Consider the following 23,890-nt stretch of genomic DNA (forward strand, 5'->3'; position numbering starts at 1 on the left):
CACTGGCCGACGCCGTCCGAGCCCTGCCAACGTTGCAGCCTTCGACCGCCGCCTGCCAACAGACTGACTTGGCTCCGGAAGTCGTGACAAACATTCTGGCTGCTCGGCGGCGGGGCACACGCGCGGCCTGCTTGCCAGCGTCGCACAGCCAGGCCCGAAGCTCGCTAGCGCCGACGTGGCGCGTCCATCAACTGCCGGATATAGTCACTGATCACCAGCAACTGCGTCTTGTCGAGTCGACCGATGATATTGCGGATCATCGGCGCCATGATCCGGGTGGCGCCAGCGACGCCGAGATTGGCCGACTGCTGCACGACAAAGCCCACTTTGGCGAGCTCCAGCGGCTTGAGAAAATAGTAGTCGAGTCCCTTGCTGGTCAGTTCCGCGGCCAGATCGCCAAGCGCGCTACGGTGCTCGGTCGGGTCTTCGGCGTTCTCCAGAATGTCCAGGAGCTGCATCGTCCTGAGGTGCAGCTCTTCGGAATAACAGAAGCGCAGCGACGGTGGTGGCGCGGGACGGGGCATCTGTTTCTCCATTCACAAAAACGCCGCGCAGCCGACCTGGCGGCTCGCGGCCGCGCTTCGACCGCCGGGCGGCGACCTCGGCCCATTCAGTGGCGGATGCAGATCTTCCCGAAGTGGGCGCCACTCTGCAGGTAGCGCAGCGCATCCTTGAGCTCTTCGAAGGCGAAGACGCGGTCGACCACCGGCCGCAACCGATGCTGCTCGATCGCCCGCAGCATCGCCTCGAAGGCGTCGCGGTGACCGACGGTGATTCCCTGCAGACGCACCCGCCGCGTCACGACCAGGCCGAGCGGCGCGGCCAGGCTGGCTCCGGACAAGACGCCGATCATCGACAGCGTCCCGCCGGGACGGATGCAGCGCAGCGACTGCGGCAAGGTTTTCTCGCCGCCGAGTTCCACAATGTGATCGAAGCCGCGACCGCCGCTGATCGCGCGCGCGGCCTTCGCCCATTCTGGCGTCGTCACGTAATTGATCCCGGCATCGGCGCCGAGCGCTTGCGCGCGCGCCAGCTTGGCGTCGCTCGACGAAATGATCGTCACCTGCGCGCCCAGCAGCTTGGCGAACTGCAGCGCGAACAGCGCGACGCCGCCCGTTCCCTGCACCAAAACGCGCGACCCCGGGCCGAGCGTGTCGTGGCTGACGAGCGCACTCCAGGCAGTGAGCGCGGCACACGGCAGCGTTGCCGCTTCTTCGTCGCCGAGATGCGCGGGTACCTTGACGACGCCGGCTTCGGGAAGGCAGACCAGATCGGCCATCATGCCGTCGAGCGGCCCGCCGAGCGTCTGCGTGAGTCGCTCGAGGTCGGGTTCGCCGGCCAGCCAGCCCTGATGGAAACACGGGCAGACGCGATCGCCGACCTGCACCCGGCTGACGCCGGCGCCAAGCTCGACGACTTCAGCAACGCCGTCGGAAACGGGAATCAGCGGCAACTCGCCGGTGAACGACCCGTAGCCACGATTCGGCACGACGAGATCGCGATAATTCAGCGACGCGGCTTTCATCCGCAACAGCACCTGCCCGGGGCCGGGTTGCGGATCGGCGCGAGTCGCCAGCTGCAGGTGCTCGAAGCCCCAACTGTCCTGGATCTGGAAGACTCTCATCGCCTGACCGCTCCTGCTGTTGTCCGATACATCATGCGCGCCGGTGCGCGCAAAGCCTCCGCCAGAAAACTGCAGCGGGACGCCGACGGCAAAAAGTATAGGGGGCGCAGCCAAGCACGGTCAATTCCGGATTCGCTACGACCAGGGGTTGCTCGACTCTGGAAGCGCTTGCGGCACAAGGGATCAGCGTAGGCGCCGTAGCGACTCCCTGAACAGCAAGCCCGGCGCTAATCCGCCTTGCGTTTGGCGCGCGGATGCGCCTGGTCGTAAACCGCTGCCAGATGCTGGAAGTCGAGATGTGTGTAGACCTGCGTCGAGGCGATGCTGGCGTGCCCGAGCATTTCCTGGACGGCGCGCAGGTCACCCGACGATTGCAGAACGTGCGAAGCGAAGGAGTGGCGCAACATGTGCGGATGAACGCGCGCCGGCAGCCCCTGCGTCAAGCCGCGCCTGGCCAGCCGCAGCTGGATCATGCGTACACCCAGGCGCTTGCCGCGGCGGCCGACGAACAAGGCGAGCTCGCCGGCCGCCGCCAGCTGCGGACGTTGCGCGGCCCACACCGCCACCGCTTCCCTGGCCTTGCTGCCGACCGGCACGATGCGCAGTTTGCGGCGCTTGCCGATAACGCGCACCTCGCCGGCAAGCAGGTCTTCAAGGCACGCGAGGTCGAGTGCGGCGAGCTCGGCCAGGCGCAGGCCCGACGAGTAGAACAGCTCGAAGATCGCCTGGTCGCGAATCGCCAGCACGTTGTCGTCGGCGGCATCGAGCAGGCGACTTGCCTCGTCTGGCGAGAGCGCTTTGGGTAGCGCCTTCGGGCTTTTCGGTGGTCGCACGCCGTCAACCGGGTTAAGCGTCACCGTGCCGCGCTGGCCGAGCCAGCGGTAAAAGCCTCGCCACGCCGAAAGAGTGCGCCCGAGCGAGCGGCCACCGAGGCCACGGCCGTGCAGCTGCGCGACGAAGCGGCGGATGTGTGGCGTTTGCATGGTCTCGAAGCCGCCGCCACCGCTGTCCGGCAGGTCGGCGATCAGGTCGCACAGCGATTCGAGGTCACGCCGATAGTTGCTGACCGTATGCGGTGACAGGCGTCGTTGCTGCGCCAGCTCGTCGAGGTAGGCCTTGACCCTGGCGTGGCGGTCGTCGGCGACGCGCTCGCTGGCGGTCATCGTCGGGCGATCAGCGCAGGACGCGCGCCAGTGCTGCCGAAGCCATTTCGCCGAGACGTTCGAGGTAGATCGTCCCCATGCCGGCGTAGAAGCGTTCGACGTCTTCGCTGCCCATGGCGATCATGCCGATCGTGCCGCCGCCGTTGCGCATCGCGATCAGCGCTTGCGAGCGGACGTGCAGGGACGCTTCACCGAACCACGACGACGTCTCGAAGCCGCTGGTCGACCCACAGTAGGGTTGCGTCAGCGTTTCGGCAAAGGTCTGCAGCTCGTGGCTGACCTGCGCAAACTCCGGCAGCTCCTCGGTGTCGTCCGGGCGGTCCCAGAGGCGCACGGCGAGATGTGGTACGGCAAAATCGTCGCGCAGATGGAAGTTCAGCGTATGCAGCACCGCCTGGAAACTGCCGGCAGCGATCATCCCCACCGCCAGCCGGTGCATTTTTTCGCTGATCCCGTCGTTTTCCTCGCCGAACTGCAGCAACTCGCCCATCTTGCTTTCGAGTTTCTTGTTCTTGTCGCGCAGCGCCAGCATCTGGCGTTCGGTGATCGAGATCGTCCGGCCGCCGTGCGGATGCGGAATGACCATGTTGCTCATCAGGTCCGAGTGTTCCTCGAAAAACTGTGGGTTGTCCTGCAGGTAGAGCGCGACGTCGTCAGATTTCATAGTTCGATTTCTCCCTTGAATACAGTAACCGCCGGGCCGGTCATCAGCAGCGGCGTGCCGACGCCCTGCCAGGCCACGGTCAGCGTGCCGCCGCGCATGGTCACGTGCACCGGCGTATCGAGCAGGCGACGGCTGATGCCGGCGACGACAGCCGCGCAAGCGCCGCTGCCGCAGGCCAGTGTTTCGCCGGCGCCGCGTTCGAAAACTCGCAGCCGAATCGCCTGCCGGTCGATGATTTGCATGAAGCCGGCATTGACGCGCCGGGGAAAACGCGGGTGCGCTTCGATCAGCGGCCCGAGCTGCTCGACGGCCGCCGTATCGACGTCGGCGACGACCAGCACGGCGTGCGGATTGCCCATGCTGACGGCGGTGATGGCGATCTCCTGGTCGGCGACCTGCAGCGCCTGTAGCAGATCGTCGCTGGCGCTGATGAATGGAACCAGCGCCGGGGTCAATACCGGCACGCCCATGTCGACGCTCACTGTGCCGTCGTCCTCGAGCCGCGGGACGATCACGCCGCTCATCGTTTCGACACGGATCGCCCGCTTGTCGGTCAACCCCTGGTCGTGCACAAAGCGCACGAAGCAACGCGCGCCGTTGCCACACTGTTCAACCTCGCCGCCGTCGGCGTTGAAAATGCGATAGCGGAAGTCGACGCCAGGCCGGCTGGCGCGTTCAACGAGCAGGATCTGGTCGCAGCCGACGCCGAAATGGCGGTCAGCGAGCAAGCAGAGCTGCGCAGTGCTCAATTCAAGCGCTTGGCGAACGCCATCGAGGACGACGAAGTCGTTGCCCAATCCGTGCATTTTGACAAAAGTCAGCTTCATCGTTGTTCAGGATCCGGCGGCGCGTTCGGGCAGTGTCCTGGCCATTATAAAGTCGTCCATGACGAAGCCGCCGCCGATGTCGACGCACACCGACTCGCGGATCGCAAAGCCCTGCTTCCGATAAGCGGCGATCGCCTGCTGGTTGGTCTTGTTGACCGCCAGGATCAGCGTCTGGCAGCCGACCGCCAGCGCGCGGGCGACAACGTGATCGACGAGCCGGGCGCCGATTCCCATGCGCTGCCGCTGCGGGTCGACATAGAGCTTGTCGAGCTTCATCTCGCCGGGCTGGCCGCTCAGAAGGCAGGAAACAAAGCCGGCCAGTTGGCCGTCGAGCGTCAACTGATCCCACCAGATGTCGGCCATGGTCAACTCTTCGCGCATGCGCGGCGGCTGATAGCGCTGCGCGAGCATGAAGTCGATCTGCTGCTGGCTGATGATTCCCGGGTAGGTGTGCTGCCAGACGACGCGCGCCAGCGCGGCAATCGCTTCGACATCGGCGGCGGTGACGGGTGAGATCAAGACGTCCATGGAGGCTCCGAAAGCGTCGTCGCGCCAGTAGCGGCGGCGTGCGCAACGCCGGCACGGCAGCGGCGGACAAGGGTGAGGATGAGCAAAGGCAAATGGTAGCGAGTCCACTCAGTGCCGCGCTTCGCAGCGACACACGCCGCCGGCAGCGGACCGTTCGCCTGGCCTTGGCTGGTCGGGTAAACGACTCCAGGCAGACAGCGATCGACGCCCTTTACGGCTCGGCATCGGCATCGGCATTCAGCAAGCGTTCGCAATAGCGTGCGATGAGGTCGATTTCAAGATTAACCTGGTGACCGCGCTGCAGGTGTCCGAGAGTCGTTGCCGCCAGGGTGTGCGGGATCAGGTTGATGGTAAAGCGGCTGCCGTCGACCGCGTTGGTCGTCAGGCTGACGCCATCGACGGTGATCGAGCCCTTGCGGGCGATGTATCTGGCGAGTTCTGCCGGCGCCCGGATTTCGAGCAGCCGGTTGTCACCGACGGCGTCGAAAGACGTTACCTCGCCGATGCCATCGACGTGACCCGATACCAGATGGCCGCCAAGGCGGTCGGCCAGGCGCAGCGCTTTCTCGAGGTTGACGGGTCCTGGTGCGGCGAGGCCAACGGTGCACGCCAGCGACTCCGGAGAAACGTCAACCTGAAAACAGCGATCCTGCTGGTCGACGACAGTCAGGCAAACGCCGTTGCAGGAAATCGAATCGCCGACCGCGACGTCGTCGAGTTCGAGTCTGCCGGCGTCGATCGTCAGGCGAAGCGTCGCTGCGCCGTCGAGGCGTGGCACGGTCGCGGTGATTTGGCCAACGGCGGCGATGATTCCTGAGAACATGGCGAGAATCCGGCGAAACGATGATGGCAAGGAGCGCGGATTCTAGCATGCCGCCACGCCGCGTCGGCAGCGCGCCGGCCGCCACGCGCCGGGCAGCGGCGAGCGCTGGTCGGCAATCAGCCAGCAGCGACGTCGGGGCCCTTCCGGGCAGCGTCTGGTGAGCCGCCGGCGCCAGTGGCAGCGCCACCGACGACCAGCAAATCGTCCGCCAGCCAGGCCTCGAGCAGCGTGTAAGCAACGGCCAGGACGACCGGGCCGACGAAGATGCCGACCAGACCGAAGGCCAGCAAGCCGCCGATCACGCCGGCGAGAATCAGCAGCAATGGCAGGTCGGCGCCCTGTTTGATCAGCAGTGGCCGCAGGAAATTATCCATGGTGCCGACAATCAGCGTCCACACCAGCAGGAAGCTGCCCCAGCCAGTGTCGCCGCTCCAGTACAACCAGACGACAGCCGGCGCCAGCACCAGCGTCGGGCCGAGTTGCGCGATGCACAGCATGAACATCAGGGCCGTCAGGATGGCGGCCAGGGGAACGCCGGCGATGGCCAGACCGATGCCGCCGAGGATCGACTGCACCAGCGCCGTAATGCCGACGCCGAGGGCGACGGCACGAACGGCCTGCGCGGCGAGCACGACGGCGCCGTCGCCGCGTTCACCGGCCAGGCGACGGCCGAAGCGCCGCACCTCGCCGGCGGCGTGCTCACCGCTGGCGTAGAGAATCGCCGACAGGGCAACGGTCAACAGGAACTGGAACAAGACCAGCCCGAAGTTGCCGACTTCGGCGACAAACCACTTGGTCAGGTTGCCCGCATACGGCGCGATCTTGGCGGCAATTCCCGTGCGGCCGGCGGCCGCCAGTTGGTCCCAGCCGTGTACCAGCCGGTCGCCGATCAGCGGCACGGTGGCCACCCAGTGCGGTGGCTCCGGGACCTCGACGTTGGCGATGTATTTTCCCCAGCCGGCGATCCGCTCGGAGTTTTCGACCAGCGTGGCGATGGCCAGCGACAAGGGAACGACGAGCACCAGCAGCACCAGCAGCGTCATCACGATGACTGCCGGCGTGCGGCGATTGCCGAGGTAGCGCTGCACCCGCCGCATCACCGGCCAGGTGGCGACGACGACCATCGTCGCCCAGATCAGTGCTGGCAGAAACGGCTTCAGGATCCAGCCCGCCGCAGCGATCAGCACGCCAATGAAAAGGATGGCCAGCGTGTTCCGGGCCAGTTCGGGTCTGTTTGTCGTAAGGCTCATGGTTGACTCATCCGGATCGTCTGTTCGCGGCCGCCGCCAGCGGTGCTCGACGACCGGCCTCGGCGTCGATGAAAGCGCAGAAAGCGGCGTCAAGAGTGGCCATGGTAGCTTATTTCGCAGGCGGCCGGCCCGCCCGGGAGTGCGGCCAGCGCTGCTCGGGCGCTGGCCGCAGGCAGGGGCGGCGCAGCCGGCTTTCGGGACTAGAATGGGCGGCGTGCAAAAGAGACCCGTTCCACAGCGCTGCGCCGCCACTCAGCCAGTGCCCTCGACACGTCGGCGACGCGGCCGGGCAGTGCCGCGCGCTGGCACTGTCTGAGGCGGGCGGCTGATGAAGCACGCGCTGCTCTTCTCGGTGTTCATCGTCGCTTCATGTGGTCTGGCCTACGAGTTGATCGCCGGCGCGCTGGCCAGCTATCTGCTCGGTGACTCGGTCACCCAGTTCTCGACGGTGATCGGCAGCTACCTGTTCGCCATGGGGATCGGCTCGTGGCTGTCGCGCTACGTCGAACAGCATCTGGTGGCGCGCTTCATCCAGGTCGAATTGATCGTCGGGGTCATCGGCGGTCTGTCGGCGACCGGCCTGTTCTTCATCTTTGCCTGGTCACCGGCGCCGTTCAAACTGGCGCTCTACCTGTCGGTGTCGGGAATCGGCGTGCTGGTCGGGCTGGAGATTCCGCTGATCATGCGAATTCTGAAGAGCGACCTGGCTTTCAAGGATCTGGTTTCGCAGGTACTGACCTTCGATTACCTCGGCGCGCTGGCCGTCTCGATCCTCTTTCCGGTGCTGCTCGTGCCGCACCTCGGGCTGATGCGCAGCGGCCTGCTGTTCGGGCTGCTCAACGTCGCCGTGGCGCTGTGGGCGTGGTGGCTGTTTCGCGAGCAATTGCGCCACTTCCGCTGGCTGCTGACCCAGGGCGCGACGGCGATGCTCGGATTGCTGCTGGCCTTCATCGCCGCCGGCGAGCTGACGTCGCTGGCCGAGGCCAATCTCTACGCCGACGAGATCGTGCACGCCGAGAGCACGCCCTACCAACGGATCGTCATCACCCGCTGGAAGGACGACCTGCGCCTGCATCTGAACAACAACCTGCAGTTCAGTTCGCGCGACGAGTACCGCTACCACGAGGCGCTGGTCCATCCCGGGCTGGCGACGCTGCCGGCGGCGCGGCGGGTGCTGGTACTCGGCGGCGGCGACGGCCTGGCGCTGCGCGAGATTCTGAAGTACCCGCAGGTCGAGTCGGTGACGCTGGTCGACCTCGACCCGGCGATGACCCGGCTGTTTGCCAGCGCGCCCTTGTTGCGCAAGCTCAACGACGATGCCCTGCATTCGCCGCGAGTGCAGGTGGTCAATGCCGACGCGCTGCAGTGGCTGGAGGACAACGACGAGCTGTTCGATTTCGTCGTCGTCGATTTTCCCGACCCGTCGAACTTTGCCATCGGCAAGCTTTACAGTTCGGCTTTCTATCGCCTGCTCGAGAAACACCTCGCCGGCGACGCGCTGGCGGTGATCCAGTCCACCTCGCCGCTCTACGCTCGGCAGTCGTTCTGGTGCATCGTCAACACCATCGAGAGCGTCGGCCTGGTGGCGACGCCCTACCACGCGCTGGTGCCATCGTTCGGCGAATGGGGTTTCGTCCTCGCCGGTCGCCGCGCCTACCGACCGCCGCTTGCGTACAGCGTAGACACCCGCTTCCTGACACCGGCGACGACGCCGACGTTGTTCCTCTTCGCCAAGGACATGGCGCGCGTCGACGCCGAGGTCAACCGCCTGAACAGCCAGGTGCTGGTTCGCTACTTCGAGAACGAGTGGCGGCAGGTAATCCGCTAGGGTCATGGATCGCCGCCGCTTCCTCGGCTCGGTCGCTGCTGCCGGCGCCGCTTCTCTGACCGGCTGCGACGGCGCCCGCCCGCCGCTGCCGCCTGGCGAGCTGCTCGGGACTTCGTTGGCAACAGGCCACCGGCTGCGCGATCGCCAACTGGCGACGCCGGGCGAGACCCGCGAAGTGCCGGTGCTGATTGTCGGCGCCGGCATCGGCGGCCTTGCCGCCGGCTGGAAACTGGCGCGATCGGGCTTCGCCGATTTTCTGCTGCTCGAACTGGAGGACGAGGTCGGCGGCAACGCTCGTGCCGGTCGCAACGCCGTCAGTGCCTATCCCTGGGGCGCGCACTACCTGCCCTTACCGACGCGCGAGGCGACAGCGGTACGCGAACTGCTCGCCGAACTCGGCGTCCTGCAGGGCGATCCGCGCGCGCTGCAGCCCGAGTACGACGAGCGCTATCTGTGCGCGACGCCGCAGGAACGACTTTATCGCGACGGCCGCTGGCACGAAGGCATCGTTCCGCAAGCCGGCGGCGCCGCCGAGCGCGCGCAATACGCGCGCTTCTTCGCGCAGATGGAAGCCTTCCGGCACCGCCGCGACAGCGCCGGCCGACGCGCTTTCGCCCTGCCGATGGCGCTGTCGAGCCGCGACGCCGATTTGCTGGCGCTCGATACGATCAGCATGCGCGACTGGCTGCTGGCGCAGGGCTTCACCTCACCCGAGCTGCACTGGTACGTCAATTACGCGTGTCGTGACGACTATGGTTCGAACAGCGCCACCGTCTCGGCGTGGGCCGGCATCCACTATTTCGCGTGCCGCGACGGCGAAGCGCGCAACGCCAGCAGCGATACCGTTCTCACCGCGCCAGCCGGCAACGCCTGGCTGGCGGCCGGCATGCGGCGCTCGATCGACGAGCGTGTCGGCGAGCGCTCATTGACCGGCGCGCTGGCGTTTCGCGTCGCACCGGCCGACGATCGCCAGCCGGCCGGCAAGCTGGCGATCGACGTCTGGCTGGCGGACGAAGGTCGGACGCTGCGGGTGTTCGCCGAGCAACTGATCTGGGCGGCGCCGCTGTTCCTCGTGCCCTACGTGTTTATCGGCGAGCCGGCGCTGCATGCCGCCGCGCGCGCCTACAGCTACGCGCCCTGGCTGGTTGCCAACCTGACGCTGTCGCGCTTCCCCAAGGACCGCCATGGTGCACCGGCGGCCTGGGACAACGTGCTCTACGACGGCAGCGGCCTCGGCTATGTCGTCGCCACGCACCAGCAGATGCGACTCTGGCCAGGCGCCACGGTACTGACCTGGTACCGGGCCTTCGACGACTTCAGCCCGCCGCTCGGCCGCGCCGCGCTGCGCGATACGACGCGCGCGGCCTGGGCCGAACAAATCCTCGCCGAGCTCGAACGACCGCACGCCAACATCCGGCAGCTGACGACGCGCCTCGACGTCTTCCGCAACGGCCACGCGATGGCCCGGCCCGTCCCCGGTCTGATCACCGGCGCCGCCCGCCAGCAGTTCACCGTCGACCGCCGGCGACTGCTCTTTGCGCACGCCGACGTCAGCGGTTTCTCGCTCTTTGAAGAAGCGCAGTATCGCGGCGTCCTGGCCGCCGAGCGGACGCTGCGCCGGCTCGACGTGCCTTTTGAAACTTCGCTGGAGTGAGCCGTTGGCTGGCGAGCACAGCGATTGGCGGCCGAGCGGTGGTGCGCTCGGCAGGACTTTCGACGCAAGCTTGTCAGATACGGAAAAACCCTACGGCTTGGCGAAGATCATTCGCCGTCGTGGACAGATCCGTCGCGGTGCTGGACAGTTCGCCCGCGGCGGCACTGTTCTCCTCCGAGCCGCCGGCAATGCTCTCGACAGCCGCGCTAATTCCGCAACTGCCCTGCCGCTGCGCCTCGACGTTTTGCGCGATCAAGCCGATATCCGAGACCAGCGTTCGCGTTTCGGCGGCAATGGCTTCCATCGTCTCCCTGGCCGCCTTCACGGCGCTGATGCTCGCCCGCGCCCGATCCGATCCCGCGCTCATTCCGCGAGCGGCACTCTCGATGCCCGAGCGAATATCGGCGACCATGGTCGCGATCTGGTCGGTTGATTTTGCCGTGCGTTCAGCCAGCTTGCGGACTTCGTCGGCGACAACGGCAAAGCCGCGTCCCTGTTCGCCTGCCCGAGCCGATTCGATGGCCGCGTTGAGTGCCAACAGGTTGGTTTGATCGGCGACCGCGCGAATGACGGTGACGATGCCCGATATTTCACGGGAACGCTCACCCAGCAAGCTCACGGACTCGGCGGTGGCCTGCACATCGGCGGCGAGATTCTCCACGACGGCCGCCGTACTGACGATTTCCGCGCTCCCTTGAGCGCAGCGCACGCCGGCCTGCTGCACCCTGATTCGCGCCAAAGCCGCTTGTTCGGCCATCGCCGAGATGCCGCTGGACATCTGCTCCACCGTGCCAAGCACCGCCGTCACCGAGCCGCTCTGCGTCCGCGCGCTGGCTGCAACGCCGGTCATCGTCGATGACAGCTGCGCCGCCCGGCGGCTCACGGTTTCTGCTGCAGCGCGAATCTGGCTGACGGTTACGGTCAGCTTCTCGGCCGTGTCATCGAGCGTTCGCAGCAGGTCGCCGACCTCGTCGGCACGCTTGCTGAGGCTCGCTTGAGCGGCCAGGTCGCCATTGGCGATGTCATTCAGTCGCCGCCGCGCCTCGCCTATGCCGGCCAGCAACGAACGTCCGAAAACGAAGTTGCCAGCAGCAGCAAGCACAGCACTGAGAACGAATACCAGCAGCAGAACCCCCAGACCTCTCTTTAAGCTCGCCGCGGTCACTGTTTCAACGATTTCCTGTTCGCGCGTACTCATCGCGACGACGTCGTCGATGGCTTTGCGGTGTTCGGAATACTGCGCCTCGATTTTCTTCAAGGCGCTATGCACCGCCAGCGAATTGTCACTATTGACCGCCGGAATGAACTCCTCCTCGGCGATCTTGTAAAACCGCTGCGCCGGTGCGTGCGCGTCGCTCAGGAAACGAGTCTTGATGTCTTCGGGTAACTGCTGCGCAAGCCAGAACTGGTGACGTGTTTCGTACTCCTTGTGCAATTTGCCGAAGGTGCTGATCAGATCGTCGCGCTCCGACCGTCGATCCGGGTCGGAGAGTTGTAGAACGGTCAGGTAGGATTCGACGATGTAGTTCGGGGGCGGCAGGATATCGGCCACCAGATCCTTGTACAACACGATGCGATCGTAGTTGGCGCCTCCGACCTTGGATTGTTCGATGGTGTGCCACGCCCAGGCACCAAAGACCAGGAAGCCGGTGGCCAGGGCGAGCGCAACCAGGAAGAGTTGGCTGCGCAAACGAAAAGCGGTCATTAGATTAATTCCAGTGGCAGCGTGGGCGTGCGCAGTGGCGCGACGGCTCTGCATTGTCGCAGATCCGCGCAGCCGCGAACTGCATCGTGGCGGCAAAACAAGGTTCAGACGACGACGGCTGATCGGGTCGCCGCGCGGCCCTTGATTGACTCATTACCTGACGCCGCGTACATTACTGACCGCTCAGTCATTAATATGCCGCAATGAGACCTGACGCCACCCGATCCGAGTCGAATCCTCCTGCCGACAGCCTGCCGCCGCGCCGCCGTCGCAAGGACGCGCGCCCTTCGGAGTTGACCGCCGCGGCGCTGGCGCTGTTCGTCGACAAGGGCTTTGCGGCGACGCGCCTCGACGATGTCGCGGCCCGCGCCGGCGTCTCGAAAGGGACGCTCTACCTGTATTTCGACAGCAAGGAAGCGCTCTTCAAAGCCGTGATCGAGGAAGGGATGGTCGCCGCGCTAACCGCCGCCGAACAGCGTTCGTCCGATTTTCAGGGCTCGGCAGCCGATCTCCTGCAGCAGTTGCTGTTCGGCTGGTGGGAGCAGATCGGCAAAACGCCGATGGCCGGCGTCAGCAAGCTGATTGCCTGTGAATCGAAAAATTTCCCGGAGGTGGCGCAGTATTACCACGAGCGGGTAATCAACCGCGGCCGCGCGCTGTTGCGCGCCGCGCTGCAGCGCGGCGTCGCCAGCGGCGAGTTTCGCGCGCTTGACCTCGACAGCGCCGTCGAGGTGATCATGGCGCCGCTGCTGCTACTGGCGATCTCGCGTTCATCGCGCTGCTTCGGCGAGCAGCAAACGTCACCGGAAGCCTACTTGCAGACGCATTTCGAGCTGCTGCTGCGCGGTCTGTGCGGCACCGAATGCGTGCCCGCGGCGCCGCGCGGAGCGGTGACGGGAAGTGGCGCATGAAAGCAGTCGCGGTCGTTCCGGGCAGCTGGCTTCGCCTCGGCGTGGTCGTGGCCTTGCTGGCCTTGCTCGCGGCCTGTAACCAGGAAGTGTCAGCTCCCGAAATGATCCGTCCGGTGCTGACGCGCGTCCTCGGTGACAGCGCCGGCGACGAGCTCGTCAGTTACTCGGGCGAGGTTCGCTCGCGCCACGAAACGCCGCTGGCCTTCCGCATTCCCGGCAAGATCAGCGCGCGCCTGGTCGATGCCGGCGCGCTGGTCAAGGCCGGGCAGGTGCTGGCCCGGCTCGATCCAGGCGATACAGCGCTGTCGGCGTCAGCGGCCGCCGCGCAAGAGCAACTGGCGAACGCCGATCTACGGCGTTTCCGCGATCTGCGCGACAAGAACTTTGTCAGTCAGGCGGCGCTCGAGAGCAAGGAAACCGCTTTCAAGGCCGCGCAGGCTCACGCCGACCTGGCGCGCAACCAGGAAGCATACACGGTCCTACGCGCCGATCACGCCGGCGTCGTCGGCGTAATCACCGCCGAGGTCGGGCAGGTGGTCGCCGCCGGCCAACCGGTGATGCGGCTGGCAAGCGCCGACACGCTTGAAGTGGCAATCGCGATTCCCGAGGGACGGATGCCGGAAGTGCGCGCGCTCGAGGACGCCGAGGTGAGCCTGTGGGCCGACCCGCAGGCGCGCTATCACGGCCGCTTGCGCGAATTGTCGCCGGTCGCCGACCCGGTGACGCGCACCTACGCGGCGCGCGTCTCGATAAGCGATCCCGACGCCCGGATTCTGCTCGGGATGACCGCCAAGCTGCGTTTTCTTCGTCCACAGGGCCAGGCACGACTGGCGGTGCCGCTGACGGCTATTTTCCAGCACGACGGACAGCCTGCGCTGTGGGTGGTGATGGCCGATCAGCGCGTCGTTTTGCGACCGGTAAGCGTCGCCAGCTACCGTGAAGACAGTGCGCTGCTGAACAGTGGCGCGCAGGCAGGCGAAAGAATCGTCGTCGCTGGCGTCCATAAGCTGAGCGCCGGCGAGCGCGTGCGTGTCGTCGATCAGCCGCTGCCGCCCACCGATCCGCCGACCGCTCTGGCCGCCACCCCGGGGCGATTACCAACGCCGCTGCAATGAGCCCTCCCAACCTGTCCGAATGGGCGCTGCGCCACCGTTCGCTGGTCGCCTACCTGATGGTCGTCCTGATGCTCGGCGGCGTCGTCGCGTACTTCAAACTGGGCCGCGCCGAAGACCCCGATTTCACTTTCAAGGCGATGGTCGTGCGGACGCTGTGGCCCGGTGCGACAGCGCACGAGGTCGAACTGCAGGTCACCGAACGCATCGAGAAGCGCTTGCAGGAGGTCCCCTGGGTGGACGTGCTGCGCTCGCAGACGCGCGCTGGCGAATCGCTGATCACGATCCTGCTGAAGGACTACACACCCAAGAAAGAGGTACCCGAAGCGTGGTATCAGGTGCGCAAGAAGATCGGCGACCTGCGGCACACGCTGCCACAAGGCGTGCAGGGCCCGTTCGTCAACGACGAGTTCGGCGACACCTTCATTACCATCCTGGCGCTGACCGGCGACGGCTTCGACCTGGCGGCACTGCGCCGGCACGCCGACCGCATCGCACGTGAGTTGCGCCGCCTGCCCGACGTCAAGAAGACCGAGCTGGTTGGCGTCCAGGAAGAGAAGATCTACATCGAGGTGTCGCACGCCAAGCTGGCGACGCTCGGGCTGAACCCGATGACCATCGTCGACGCACTGCGCAAACAGAACGCGATGACGCCGGCCGGCTTCTACGAAACGCCCTCCGATCGGGTGCGAATTCGCGTCTCCGGCGACTTCGAGTCGATCGCCAGCATTCGCGAAATCGGCATCGAGGCCGGTGGGCGACTATTCCGCCTGGGCGACATCGCGAACGTCAAACGCGGCTTTGCCGACCCGCCGACGCCGCGCATGCGCGTCCACGGCGCCGACGCGATCGGCATCGCCGTGGCCATGAACAAGGGCGGCGACGTGATCCAGCTCGGCCAGCGCCTGCACGCCGAAACCGCTCGCCTGCAGCAGGAACTGCCGCTGGGGATCGACATTCACGTCGTCGCCGATCAACCCGAGATCGTCAGCCAGTCGATGACCCTGTTCATGTCGTCGCTGGCCGAGGCGGTGCTGATCGTTCTGGCGGTTTCCTTCCTCAGTCTCGGGATGCGCACCGGCGCCGTCGTCGCGCTGTCGATTCCGCTGGTCCTGGCGGTGACCTTCCTGTTGATGGCCGTTTTCGGCATCGATCTGCAGCGGATTTCGCTCGGTGCGCTGATCATTGCCCTGGGGCTATTGGTCGACGACGCGATCATCGCCGTCGAGATGATGGTCGTCAAAATGGAACAGGGCTGGGATCGTTTTCGGGCGGCAACCTTCGCCTACACCTCGACCGCTTTCCCGATGCTCACCGGCACGCTGATCACCGCCATCGGCTTCATGCCGGTGGGCCTGGCCAAGTCGGGAGCCGGCGAATACACCTTCTCGATCTTCGCCGTGGTGAGTATCGCGCTGCTGGTGTCGTGGCTGGTGGCGGTGGTGTTTACCCCCTATCTGGGCTATCTGCTGCTCGACCCCGACAAGCTCCGGCGCAAGGCGCAGCAGCACGGCGAAGATACTTACGGGACGCCTTTCTACCGGCGCGTGCGAGCCAGCATCGAGTGGTCGCTGTGTCATCGCTGGCTGGTCATCGGCGCCACCACCATCGCCTTCGCGGCGGCGCTGGCGGTGCTCGCGCTCGGCGTCGAGAAACAGTTCTTCCCGGCCTCGAGTCGCCCGGAGTTGCTGGTCGACCTGTGGCTGCCGAATGGCGCGTCGCTGCCAGCGACCGAGGCGCAGACCCGGCGGGTCGAGCAGCTGCTCGCCGAACCCGAAATGGCGAAGTCGGTCCGCTATTACGCCAGCTACCTCGGCAACGGCAGCCCGCGCTTCTACCTGCCGCTGGACCAGCAGTTGTTCAACGACAACTTCGCGCAGTTTGTCGTCACCACCCGCGACCTCGAATCGCGCGAAGACCTCAAGCGCCGCCTCGAACAGCGCTTTGCCGACGCTGGCGGCGATTGGAGCGGCCTGCGGACACGCGTCCTGCGTCTCGAAAATGGTCCGCCGATCGGCTTCCCGGTGCAGTTTCGCGTCTCCGGCGAGGACCTCGGCGAGTTGCGGCGCGCAGCCGGCGAGGTCGCCGCGGTGATGCGCGCCAATCCGCACCTGCAGGAAGTGAACTTCGACTGGAACGAGATGAGCAAGGTGGTCCGCATCGATATCGACCAGGACCGGGCGCGCGCTCTGGGGATCAGTTCGCAGGAACTCGCCGGCTTCCTCAATTCGATGCTCACCGGCATCACCATCACGCAAATGCGCGAGGGCGATCAGTTGATCGACGTCGTCGCGCGCGCTGCCGGCGACGAACGCGCCAGGATCTCGGCACTGGCCGACATCAACATCCATACCGCCAGCGGCCGCTACGTGCCGCTGGCGCAGCTGGCCAGGATCAACTACGCGCTCGAGGACGGCGTCATCGCGCGCCGCAACCGCTTGTCTACGGTGACCGTGCGCGCCGATATTCGCGACGGCATCCAGGCGCCGGTGGTGACCGCGCAGATCGATCCGCGGCTCGACGCCCTGCGCGCCCGCCTGCCCGCCGGCTTCCGGATCGAAGCCGGCGGCGCCACCGAGGAGTCGGCCAAGGGCGAAAATTCGATCAAGGCGGTGATGCCGCTGATGCTGGTCGGCGTCATCACCTTGCTGATGATCCAGTTGCAGAACGTCGGCCGCAGCGTTCTGGTACTACTCACGGCGCCGCTCGGGCTGATCGGCGTCGCCGCCGCGCTGCTGATCTTCAAGGTGCCCTTCGGCTTCGTCGCCAACCTTGGCGTGATCGCCTTGTCGGGGATGATCATGCGCAACGCAGTCATCCTGGTCGATCAGATCAAGCAGGACGAAAAAGCCGGCGCGGCGGCCTGGGAGGCCGTCGTCGGCGCCACCGTCCGGCGCTTCCGGCCGATCATGCTGACCGCCGCGGCAGCGATTCTGGCGATGATTCCGCTGACCCGCAGCGTCTTCTGGGGACCGATGGCGGTGGCCATCATGGGCGGCCTGATCGTCGCCACGCTATTGACCCTGCTCTTTCTGCCGGCGCTCTACGCCGCCTGCTATCGCGTACAGCGAGTCGACGGCACGACGGCGGTCGCCGCCTGATGGCGGCCGTTTAGCGCGCCACCGCGGCAGCGGCGGTGCGGCGCCACGCGTTGCGGCCAGCGCATCGCGATTCCTCGGCGAAGCACAGCCAGCGATTTGGCGCGTTCTTCGCGTCGCCGCAAACGTCGCCAGCCCGCTGGCCAGGCGTTGCGGCTCGTTCCGGCGCCGCTTTCCGCAACCGGACCTGCGCGCGTAAACACCTGATCAGCAAGATATTGTTCCATCTTGGCGGGATGGTTTTCGCAATACACAAGCGCCCTCGCATAAATAAAAGATGTGCCATAATCGTGCCGCCTTCTTGCCACCGTGCCAGCGCTGTGTGGTTTTTTGGTACAGCGGCCGAGAACAATGCCCGACGAAGAGGCAGGTGGCCAGCGACCGGGTCCGCGAGGACCGTATTTTCAGCTGTCAAAGGAGGATTGTCCCGTGAATGCTTTACTCAAGCTGTCGACTCTGATCGACGGTCTTACCGAACGCGTCGGCAAGAGCATCATCTGGCTGGTTCTGATCGTTACGCTGATCGGCGCGGGCAACGCCGTCATGCGCTACACCATCGACTACAGCTCGAATGCCTTTCTCGAGATCCAGTGGTACCTGTTCTCGGCGATCTTTCTTCTTGGATCGGGCTACACGCTGATGCGCAACGAGCACGTGCGCATCGACCTCATCGCTGGCCGCTTTTCGAAGCGCGGACAGGCGTGGATCGACGTCTTCGGGATCATCTTCTTTTTGCTGCCGATGGCCATCGCGATCATGTACATGTCGTGGCCGATCTTCCTCCTCGCGTTTCATAACAACGAGCAATCGAGCAACGCTGGCGGACTGACGATCTGGCCGGTACGCCTGCTGGTACCGATCGGCTTCTTTCTGCTGGTCATTCAGGGCGTCTCGGAATTGATCAAGCGAATCGGTTTTATCCAGGGACTTTGTCCCGATCCGACCGCCAAGCCCCACAAACCGACCGCTGAAGAAGAGCTGGCGCTGGCCATCAAGGCCCGGCAGGGAGAACTCTGATGACCGAGTTCCTGATCCACAACATGGCGCCGATCATCTTCGCGTCGATGGTCCTCTTCCTGCTCGTCGGTTTCCCGGTAGCCTTCGCGCTGGCCGCCAACGGCATCTTCTTCGGTTTGATCGGCATCGAGCTCGGTCTGCTCGGGCCGCAGCTGTTCCAGGCGCTGCCCGACCGCATTTTCGGCGTCATGAGCAACGACACCTTGCTGGCCATCCCCTTCTTCACGTTCATGGGTCTGATCCTCGAACGCTCGGGAATGGCCGAGGACCTGCTCGACACCATCGGTCAGCTGTTCGGACCGCTGCGCGGCGGTCTCGCCTTCGCGGTGATTTTCGTCGGCGCGCTGCTCGCCGCGACCACCGGCGTGGTCGCCGCATCGGTGATTTCGATGGGACTGATCTCGCTGCCGATCATGCTGCGCTACGGCTACAACACCAAACTGGCGACCGGTATCATCGCCGCGTCCGGAACGCTGGCGCAGATCCTGCCGCCATCGCTGGTGCTGATCATCATGGCCGACCAGTTGGGCAAGTCGGTCGGCGACATGTACCAGGGTGCATTCATTCCAGCGATCGTGCTGACCTTCATGTATGTCGGTTACGTGGCGCTGGTGGCGATCTTCAGACCCGACTGGGTGCCGGCGCTGCCCGCCGCGGCCCGGACGCTGCACGGCGGCAAATTGTTCGTGCGCGCGCTGACGACCATGGTGCCGCCGCTGATGCTGATCTTCCTGGTACTCGGCACGATCTTCATGGGCATAGCGACGCCAACCGAGGGCGGCGCGATGGGCGCCACCGGCGCACTGATCATGGCCCTGGTGCGTCGGCGACTGTCGCTGGCGCTGCTCAAGCAGGCGATGGAATCGACCGCCAAGCTGACCACCTTCGTGATCTTCATCCTGGTTGGTGCGCGCGTCTTCTCGCTGACTTTCTATGGCGTCGACGGGCACCGCTGGGTCGAGCATCTGCTTACCGGACTGCCGGGCGGCGAGGTCGGCTTCCTGATCGTGGTCAACGTGCTGGTCTTCCTGCTGGCGTTCTTCCTCGACTTTTTCGAGCTCTCGTTCATCGTCGTGCCGCTGCTCGGGCCAGTCGCACAAGCGCTGGGGATCGACCTGATCTGGTTCGGGATTCTGTTGGCGGTGAACATGCAGACCTCGTTCATGCACCCACCTTTTGGTTTTGCGCTGTTTTTCCTGCGCTCGGTGGCGCCGGCCTCGGTCAAGACTACCGACATCTACTGGGGTGCGATTCCCTTCGTCTGCATTCAGGTGATCATGGTCGGCCTGCTGATCGCCTTCCCGCAATTGGTAACCTTTGGCCTCGACAAGAAGGTCAAGGTCGATCTCGACACGGTCGAAATCGACATCCCGACGTCGGACTATGGCGGCAGCGGCGGCTACGGCGCTCCGGCGGTGCCCGACGCACTCGACGCGCCGAAGCAGGACAAGCCCAGGCCCGGAGCGGCCGCTACCGACGCCATTCTCGACATGCTCAAGGAGCAGGGCAAGTAGCCGGCAACGTCTGCCGACCCGCACGGCAGCCAGCCGTGCGGCGCGCGAAAAAAAACGGCGGCCATTGGCCGCCGTTTTTTTCGCCGAAAAGGAGCCGGTGTCCGGCTCCCTGCGACGGGCGCTATTTCAGAGGCAACTTACTTGATGGTCGCCAGGTAGTTCGAGTACGAACCTTCGGCGATGCGGAACCAGAGCACTTCGTCGTCCATGAACTTCTTGTAGTCGTCGTAGATTTTCTTGAACTCGGCATTCTTCGCCGACGTTTCGGCGTAGACCTCCATCGCCGCCTTGTGCGACGCGTCCATCACGGCCTTCGGAAACTGCCGCAGTTGCGTACCCGAACCAACCAGCTCCTTGAGCGCGATCGGGTTCTTGGCGTCGTACTTGGCCATCATGTCGACGTGTGCGTCGGCGCAAGCCATGTGCAGGATCGCCTTGTACTCCGGCGACAGCTCGGCGTACTTGGCGCTGTTGACATAGACCGACAGCTGCGGACCACCTTCCCACCAACCCGGATAGTAGTAGTACTTGGCGACCTTGTTGAAGCCGAGCTTCTGATCGTCGTAGGGGCCGACCCACTCGGCGGCGTCGATGGTGCCCTTCTCGAGTGACGGATAGATGTCGCCGCCCGGGATCTGCTGCGGAACCGCTCCCAGCTTGGTCAGCACCTCGCCAGCGAATCCCCCGATACGAATCTTCAGCCCCTGGATGTCGGCGACCGTCTTGATTTCGTTGCGGAACCAGCCGCCCATCTGCGTGCCGGTATTACCGCAGGGAATTGGCACGATATTGGACTTGCCGAAGAACTCACCCAACAACTTGCCGCCGTTGCCGTAACGCATCCAGGCATCGAGCTGGCGGTTGTTCATTCCGAAGGGAATGGCGCAGTCGAAGGCGTAAGTCGGATCCTTGCCGAAGAAATAGTACGACGCCGTATGCGCCATTTCCACGGTGTTGTCCTTGACCGCGTCGAACACTGCGGGACCGGGAACGATTTCGCCGCCGGCGAAGACCTGGATCTGGAACTTGCCGCCGGTAGCTTCGGCGACGCGTTTGGCCATCACCTCAGCGCCACCATAGATGGTGTCGAGACTCTTCGGGAAACTCGAGGCGAGGCGCCAGTGAATCTCGGCACCGGCGCCTGGCGCGGCGGCCGGAGCCGCTGCTGGAGCCGCCGCGGTGCTTGCCGCGGGTTTGGCTTCCTCCTTCTTGCCACACGCCACCAGGCCCAAAGCGGCTGCGCCCGCCCCTGCTTTTGCTAAAAAATTTCGTCTTTCCACAACTTGTCTCCTCTAGTGTTCTTGTAAAGTTGTTGCCAGGCGATTATAGCGAAAGGAATCGGCGATGAAATACGGATTTACCGATAGCTCGCTTCGAGCGATGGATGGCTAACGGGAGCATCGATAAGGCCGTAGGGAATCGCTTTCCGAGGTGCCCTTGGCGCTGGCCACGACAGGCAGTCGGCAAAGCGAAAAGGGCACTCGTCTGCGCCCGGGTGGCCGCCGGCCGCGCTACGGCGGGGTACAGCGAAGCGCAGCGCGCACCGGCTAACGGCCGGCGATCTTCATCTGTTCGACGAGCAGCGAACCGACCTGCTTCGATCCCCGCACCAGGACATCGTTGCCGACCGCCGCGATGTTCCTGAACATGTCGCGAAGATTGCCGGCGATGGTGATTCCTTCGACCGGGTAAGCAATCTTGCCGTCCTCGATCCAGTAGCCGGCGGCGCCGCGCGAGTAGTCACCGGTGACGTAGTTGACGCCATGCCCGAGCAACTCGGTGACCAGCAGGCCGCGCCCCATTTTCTTGAGCAGACCGCGAAAATCGCGCTTGCCGGGACGGACGATCAGATTGTGACAACCGCCGGCGTTGGCGGTCGTCACCATGCCCAGTTTGCGCGCCGTGTAGGCGCTCAGGAAGTAGCCCTGCAGCCGGCCGTCGACGACCAGTTCGCGGTCATGCGTGGCGACGCCGTCGCTGTCGAAATAAGAACTCGCCAGGGCGCCTGCCAGGTGTGGTCGCTCGCTGATTTGCAGTTTTTTCGAGAAAACGCGCTTGCCCAGGCTGTCGACCAGGAAAGACGTCTTGCGGTACAGGCTGCCACCGCTGACGGCATGCACAAAGTGGCCGATCAGCGACGAGGCGAGTGGTGCTTCGAAAAGAACCGGTACCTTACAGGTCTTGATCTTGCGCGCGCCGAGACGCGACAGTGCTCGCCGGGCGGCGTGCTCACCGATCGACTCGGCGCTGCCGATGGCCTGCGGATCGCGAGCAATCGAATACCAGTCGTCACGCTGCATGCGCTCATTCTCGCCGGCAATCATCGAGCACGACAGGTAATGCCGCGAGGTCGGGTAGCCGCCGATGAAACCCAGGCTGTTGGCCGAAATGAAATGCCCTTCCTGGGTCGAGACGCTGGCGCCTTCGGAGTTGCTGAGCTGTGGGCCGACGGCGAAAGCCGCCTGCTCGCAACGCTGCGCAAGCTCGACGGCGCCTTCGACCGAGAGCAGCCAGGGGTGGTAGAGATCAAGGCTCGGCAAGCGCTCGCTGGCGATCGCCAGCAGCTCGGCAGCGGGCAGGCCGGCACAGGGATCGGCGGCGGTAAAGCGGGCGATGTTCAGTGCCGCGTCTACGGTTTCGCGCAGCGCCGTCGGCGAAAAATCGGAGGTGCTGGCCTGCCCTTTTCGCTGCCCGAGGTAGACCGCGACGGCAATCGCCTTGTCGCGGTTGTATTCGATCGTTTCGATCTCGCCGCGGCGAACCGTTACCGACTGACCGAAGCCGTCCGAGACGTCGACCTCGCAGGCGCTCGCGCCGTTCTTTTCGGCATGCGCAAGAACGTCTCGCGCCAGTTGCTGCAGGGTGTCGACACGGTGACTGAAGCGCGATTCGCTAACGGCTGAACGGGGCATGGGGCGGTGACCAAAAGCAAAAGTCGCTATCATAGCAGTTCCCCGGAGACCACCCGTTCCGGCTTTTCACCCCCTGCGCAGGCCAGTGGCCACCGCGATAGACGAGTCAGCAGACAATGGACACCCCCGAAGAAGAGCAGACTGCGCCATCCAAGACGCAGCGCAAGCGGGCCATGGAGGCTCTCCAGGAGCTCGGCAAGGAACTCGTCGACCTGCCGGCCGACCGCATGAAGCGGGTCGAGATGCCCGACGATTTGCGCGAGGCGGTGCGGGCGACGCAGCGCATGACGCGGCACGACGAGGCGCGGCGCCGACAACTGCAGTACGTCGGCCGGCTGATGCGCGACGTGGACCCGGAGCCGATTCGCCGCTCGCTGGCGGTCGTTCGCGGTGACTCCGTCGACGAGACGGCGAAACTGCACCGCATCGAGCGCCTGCGCAGCGAATTGCTGGCCGACGAAGGAGTCCTCTACGGAATTGCCGAAGCCTGCCCGTCGGTAGACCTGCAGCGTCTGCGCTCGCTACGCCGTGCGGCGCTGCTCGAACAGACGCAGGGCAAAGCACCGCGCAGCTACCGCGCGCTCTTCCAGCTGCTCAAGGAAATGGATGGCGCGACGCAGGCCAAATCCGCCGACGAGGATCATGACAATGACGACGATCAAGGCTGACCGCGAACTGCTGATCGGCCTGCTGTCGATCAGCGACCGTGCCTCGCAAGGCGTCTATCAGGACCAGGGAATCCCGGCTCTCGAGGAGTGGTTCGAGCGCGCGCTGCGCAGCCCGTGGCGGACGGTCACGCGCCTGATCGCCGACGACCAGGCGTCGATCGAAAGAGCCTTGATCGAACTGGTCGACGCGCTCGGCTGCCAGCTGGTCCTGACTACCGGCGGCACCGGCCCGGCGCTCCGCGACGTCACGCCGGAGGCGACCCTGGCCGTCGCCGACAAGCTGATGCCCGGTTTCGGCGAGGAGATGCGGCGGATCAGCCTGAACTTCGTGCCGACCGCGATCCTCTCGCGGCAGCTCGGGGTGATCCGTGGCCAGGCGCTGATCCTTAATCTACCGGGGCAACCCAAGTCGATCAGGGAAACGCTGGAGGGCGTGAAAGCAGCCGACGGCACGGTGCTGGTCAACGGCATTTTCGCCGCCGTTCCCTACTGCATCGACCTGTTGGGCGGTCCCTACGTCGAAACCGCCGACGAGGTCGTCAAAGCCTTCCGACCCAAGTCGGCGCTCCGGCCAGCGCCAAAAGACTGAGGG

At 65.2% G+C, this 23,890-nt stretch carries 20 protein-coding genes; 9 read left to right on the plus strand and 11 right to left on the minus strand.

Going from position 1 to position 23,890, the window contains the following annotated elements; translation table 11 throughout:
• Positions 1-164: 164 nt before the first annotated feature.
• The 8 genes from QZ656_RS20970 to ydiK form a co-directional block, all read right to left on the minus strand.
• The gene (locus tag QZ656_RS20970) at positions 165-524 is read right to left on the minus strand and encodes a hypothetical protein (protein ID WP_291995198.1); all 360 of its coding nucleotides are present in this window, start codon (positions 522-524) and stop codon (positions 165-167) included.
• A gap of 86 nt (positions 525-610) precedes the next feature.
• Entirely contained in the window at positions 611-1,624 is a 1,014-nt protein-coding gene (locus QZ656_RS20975; protein WP_291995199.1) for an NAD(P)-dependent alcohol dehydrogenase, read from the minus strand.
• A gap of 227 nt (positions 1,625-1,851) precedes the next feature.
• Positions 1,852-2,787 carry a tyrosine recombinase XerC gene (gene xerC, locus QZ656_RS20980; RefSeq protein WP_291995200.1) on the minus strand — a complete coding sequence of 312 codons (936 nt, stop codon included), beginning with the start codon at positions 2,785-2,787 and terminating at the stop codon, positions 1,852-1,854.
• Between the two features lie 10 nt (positions 2,788-2,797).
• Positions 2,798-3,451 (minus strand): DUF484 family protein, encoded by a 654-nt coding sequence (locus QZ656_RS20985; RefSeq protein WP_291995201.1) that lies wholly within the window; start codon positions 3,449-3,451, stop codon positions 2,798-2,800.
• Entirely contained in the window at positions 3,448-4,278 is an 831-nt protein-coding gene (dapF, locus tag QZ656_RS20990) for a diaminopimelate epimerase (protein WP_291995202.1), read from the minus strand. Before dapF ends, QZ656_RS20985 begins: the two co-directional genes overlap by 4 nt.
• 6 nt (positions 4,279-4,284) lie before the next feature.
• The gene (locus QZ656_RS20995) at positions 4,285-4,806 is read right to left on the minus strand and encodes a GNAT family N-acetyltransferase (RefSeq protein WP_291995203.1); all 522 of its coding nucleotides are present in this window, start codon (positions 4,804-4,806) and stop codon (positions 4,285-4,287) included.
• A 211-nt stretch (positions 4,807-5,017) separates the two neighbouring features.
• Positions 5,018-5,629, minus strand: coding sequence for a riboflavin synthase (locus QZ656_RS21000; protein ID WP_291995204.1), 612 nt, complete (start codon positions 5,627-5,629; stop codon positions 5,018-5,020).
• A gap of 116 nt (positions 5,630-5,745) precedes the next feature.
• Positions 5,746-6,879: an AI-2E family transporter YdiK gene (ydiK, locus tag QZ656_RS21005; RefSeq protein WP_291995205.1), complete on the minus strand. Its 1,134-nt coding sequence runs from the start codon at positions 6,877-6,879 to the stop codon at positions 5,746-5,748.
• Positions 6,880-7,207: 328 nt separating this feature from the next.
• Between ydiK and QZ656_RS21010 the strand changes: the two genes are divergently transcribed.
• Positions 7,208-8,707 (plus strand): polyamine aminopropyltransferase, encoded by a 1,500-nt coding sequence (locus QZ656_RS21010; RefSeq protein ID WP_291995206.1) that lies wholly within the window; start codon positions 7,208-7,210, stop codon positions 8,705-8,707.
• Positions 8,708-8,711: 4 nt separating this feature from the next.
• Positions 8,712-10,361 (plus strand): NAD(P)-binding protein, encoded by a 1,650-nt coding sequence (locus QZ656_RS21015; protein ID WP_291995207.1) that lies wholly within the window; start codon positions 8,712-8,714, stop codon positions 10,359-10,361.
• Between the two features lie 73 nt (positions 10,362-10,434).
• Here QZ656_RS21015 and QZ656_RS21020 read toward each other — a convergent pair whose 3' ends face one another.
• Entirely contained in the window at positions 10,435-12,066 is a 1,632-nt protein-coding gene (locus QZ656_RS21020; RefSeq protein WP_291995208.1) for a methyl-accepting chemotaxis protein, read from the minus strand.
• Positions 12,067-12,269: 203 nt separating this feature from the next.
• Here QZ656_RS21020 and QZ656_RS21025 point away from each other — a divergent pair, with 203 nt between their 5' ends.
• From QZ656_RS21025 to QZ656_RS21045, 5 genes are all read left to right on the plus strand, one after another.
• Positions 12,270-12,977, plus strand: coding sequence for a TetR/AcrR family transcriptional regulator (locus QZ656_RS21025; protein WP_291995209.1), 708 nt, complete (start codon positions 12,270-12,272; stop codon positions 12,975-12,977).
• Entirely contained in the window at positions 12,974-14,092 is a 1,119-nt protein-coding gene (locus tag QZ656_RS21030) for an efflux RND transporter periplasmic adaptor subunit (protein ID WP_291995210.1), read from the plus strand. The genes QZ656_RS21025 and QZ656_RS21030 overlap by 4 nt, the downstream gene beginning before the upstream one ends.
• A complete protein-coding gene (locus QZ656_RS21035) occupies positions 14,089-17,190 on the plus strand; it encodes an efflux RND transporter permease subunit (RefSeq protein WP_291995211.1) in 3,102 nt (1,033 codons plus the stop codon). The genes QZ656_RS21030 and QZ656_RS21035 overlap by 4 nt, the downstream gene beginning before the upstream one ends.
• 426 nt (positions 17,191-17,616) lie before the next feature.
• The gene (locus QZ656_RS21040) at positions 17,617-18,204 is read left to right on the plus strand and encodes a TRAP transporter small permease subunit (RefSeq protein ID WP_291995212.1); all 588 of its coding nucleotides are present in this window, start codon (positions 17,617-17,619) and stop codon (positions 18,202-18,204) included.
• The gene (locus tag QZ656_RS21045) at positions 18,204-19,718 is read left to right on the plus strand and encodes a TRAP transporter large permease subunit (RefSeq protein WP_291995213.1); all 1,515 of its coding nucleotides are present in this window, start codon (positions 18,204-18,206) and stop codon (positions 19,716-19,718) included. Before QZ656_RS21040 ends, QZ656_RS21045 begins: the two co-directional genes overlap by 1 nt.
• Before the next feature lie 137 nt (positions 19,719-19,855).
• Here QZ656_RS21045 and QZ656_RS21050 read toward each other — a convergent pair whose 3' ends face one another.
• Together QZ656_RS21050 and pmbA are read right to left on the minus strand one after the other, a co-directional pair.
• Positions 19,856-20,998: a TRAP transporter substrate-binding protein gene (locus tag QZ656_RS21050; RefSeq protein ID WP_291995214.1), complete on the minus strand. Its 1,143-nt coding sequence runs from the start codon at positions 20,996-20,998 to the stop codon at positions 19,856-19,858.
• A 267-nt stretch (positions 20,999-21,265) separates the two neighbouring features.
• A complete protein-coding gene (pmbA, locus tag QZ656_RS21055) occupies positions 21,266-22,630 on the minus strand; it encodes a metalloprotease PmbA (RefSeq protein ID WP_291995215.1) in 1,365 nt (454 codons plus the stop codon).
• 116 nt (positions 22,631-22,746) lie between these two features.
• On the opposite strand from pmbA, the gene yjgA reads away from it, so the two are divergent.
• Positions 22,747-23,298, plus strand: a complete 552-nt coding sequence (gene yjgA, locus QZ656_RS21060; RefSeq protein ID WP_291995216.1) for a ribosome biogenesis factor YjgA — start codon at positions 22,747-22,749, stop codon at positions 23,296-23,298.
• Positions 23,279-23,887, plus strand: a complete 609-nt coding sequence (gene mog / locus QZ656_RS21065; RefSeq protein ID WP_291995217.1) for a molybdopterin adenylyltransferase — start codon at positions 23,279-23,281, stop codon at positions 23,885-23,887. The genes yjgA and mog overlap by 20 nt, the downstream gene beginning before the upstream one ends.
• Positions 23,888-23,890: the final 3 nt, after the last annotated feature.

The organism is Candidatus Accumulibacter sp. ACC003, from assembly GCF_907163085.1.
GTDB lineage: Bacteria > Pseudomonadota > Gammaproteobacteria > Burkholderiales > Rhodocyclaceae > Accumulibacter.

Bases quoted from the DNA above. Each gene is read 5' to 3' on its own strand.
- QZ656_RS20985 (WP_291995201.1), bottom strand. From the start codon at position 3,451: ATGAAATCTGACGACGTCGCGCTCTACCTGCAGGACAACCCACAGTTT.
- QZ656_RS21000 (WP_291995204.1), bottom strand. From the start codon at position 5,629: ATGTTCTCAGGAATCATCGCCGCCGTTGGCCAAATCACCGCGACCGTG.
- yjgA (WP_291995216.1), top strand. From the start codon at position 22,747: ATGGACACCCCCGAAGAAGAGCAGACTGCGCCATCCAAGACGCAGCGC.
- QZ656_RS20975 (WP_291995199.1), bottom strand. From the start codon at position 1,624: ATGAGAGTCTTCCAGATCCAGGACAGTTGGGGCTTCGAGCACCTGCAG.
- QZ656_RS21015 (WP_291995207.1), top strand. From the start codon at position 8,712: ATGGATCGCCGCCGCTTCCTCGGCTCGGTCGCTGCTGCCGGCGCCGCT.
- mog (WP_291995217.1), top strand. From the start codon at position 23,279: ATGACGACGATCAAGGCTGACCGCGAACTGCTGATCGGCCTGCTGTCG.
- QZ656_RS20995 (WP_291995203.1), bottom strand. From the start codon at position 4,806: ATGGACGTCTTGATCTCACCCGTCACCGCCGCCGATGTCGAAGCGATT.
- QZ656_RS21025 (WP_291995209.1), top strand. From the start codon at position 12,270: ATGAGACCTGACGCCACCCGATCCGAGTCGAATCCTCCTGCCGACAGC.
- xerC (WP_291995200.1), bottom strand. From the start codon at position 2,787: ATGACCGCCAGCGAGCGCGTCGCCGACGACCGCCACGCCAGGGTCAAG.
- pmbA (WP_291995215.1), bottom strand. From the start codon at position 22,630: ATGCCCCGTTCAGCCGTTAGCGAATCGCGCTTCAGTCACCGTGTCGAC.
- QZ656_RS20970 (WP_291995198.1), bottom strand. From the start codon at position 524: ATGCCCCGTCCCGCGCCACCACCGTCGCTGCGCTTCTGTTATTCCGAA.
- QZ656_RS21020 (WP_291995208.1), bottom strand. From the start codon at position 12,066: ATGACCGCTTTTCGTTTGCGCAGCCAACTCTTCCTGGTTGCGCTCGCC.
- QZ656_RS21030 (WP_291995210.1), top strand. From the start codon at position 12,974: ATGAAAGCAGTCGCGGTCGTTCCGGGCAGCTGGCTTCGCCTCGGCGTG.
- QZ656_RS21035 (WP_291995211.1), top strand. From the start codon at position 14,089: ATGAGCCCTCCCAACCTGTCCGAATGGGCGCTGCGCCACCGTTCGCTG.
- QZ656_RS21045 (WP_291995213.1), top strand. From the start codon at position 18,204: ATGACCGAGTTCCTGATCCACAACATGGCGCCGATCATCTTCGCGTCG.
- QZ656_RS21010 (WP_291995206.1), top strand. From the start codon at position 7,208: ATGAAGCACGCGCTGCTCTTCTCGGTGTTCATCGTCGCTTCATGTGGT.
- dapF (WP_291995202.1), bottom strand. From the start codon at position 4,278: ATGAAGCTGACTTTTGTCAAAATGCACGGATTGGGCAACGACTTCGTC.
- ydiK (WP_291995205.1), bottom strand. From the start codon at position 6,879: ATGAGCCTTACGACAAACAGACCCGAACTGGCCCGGAACACGCTGGCC.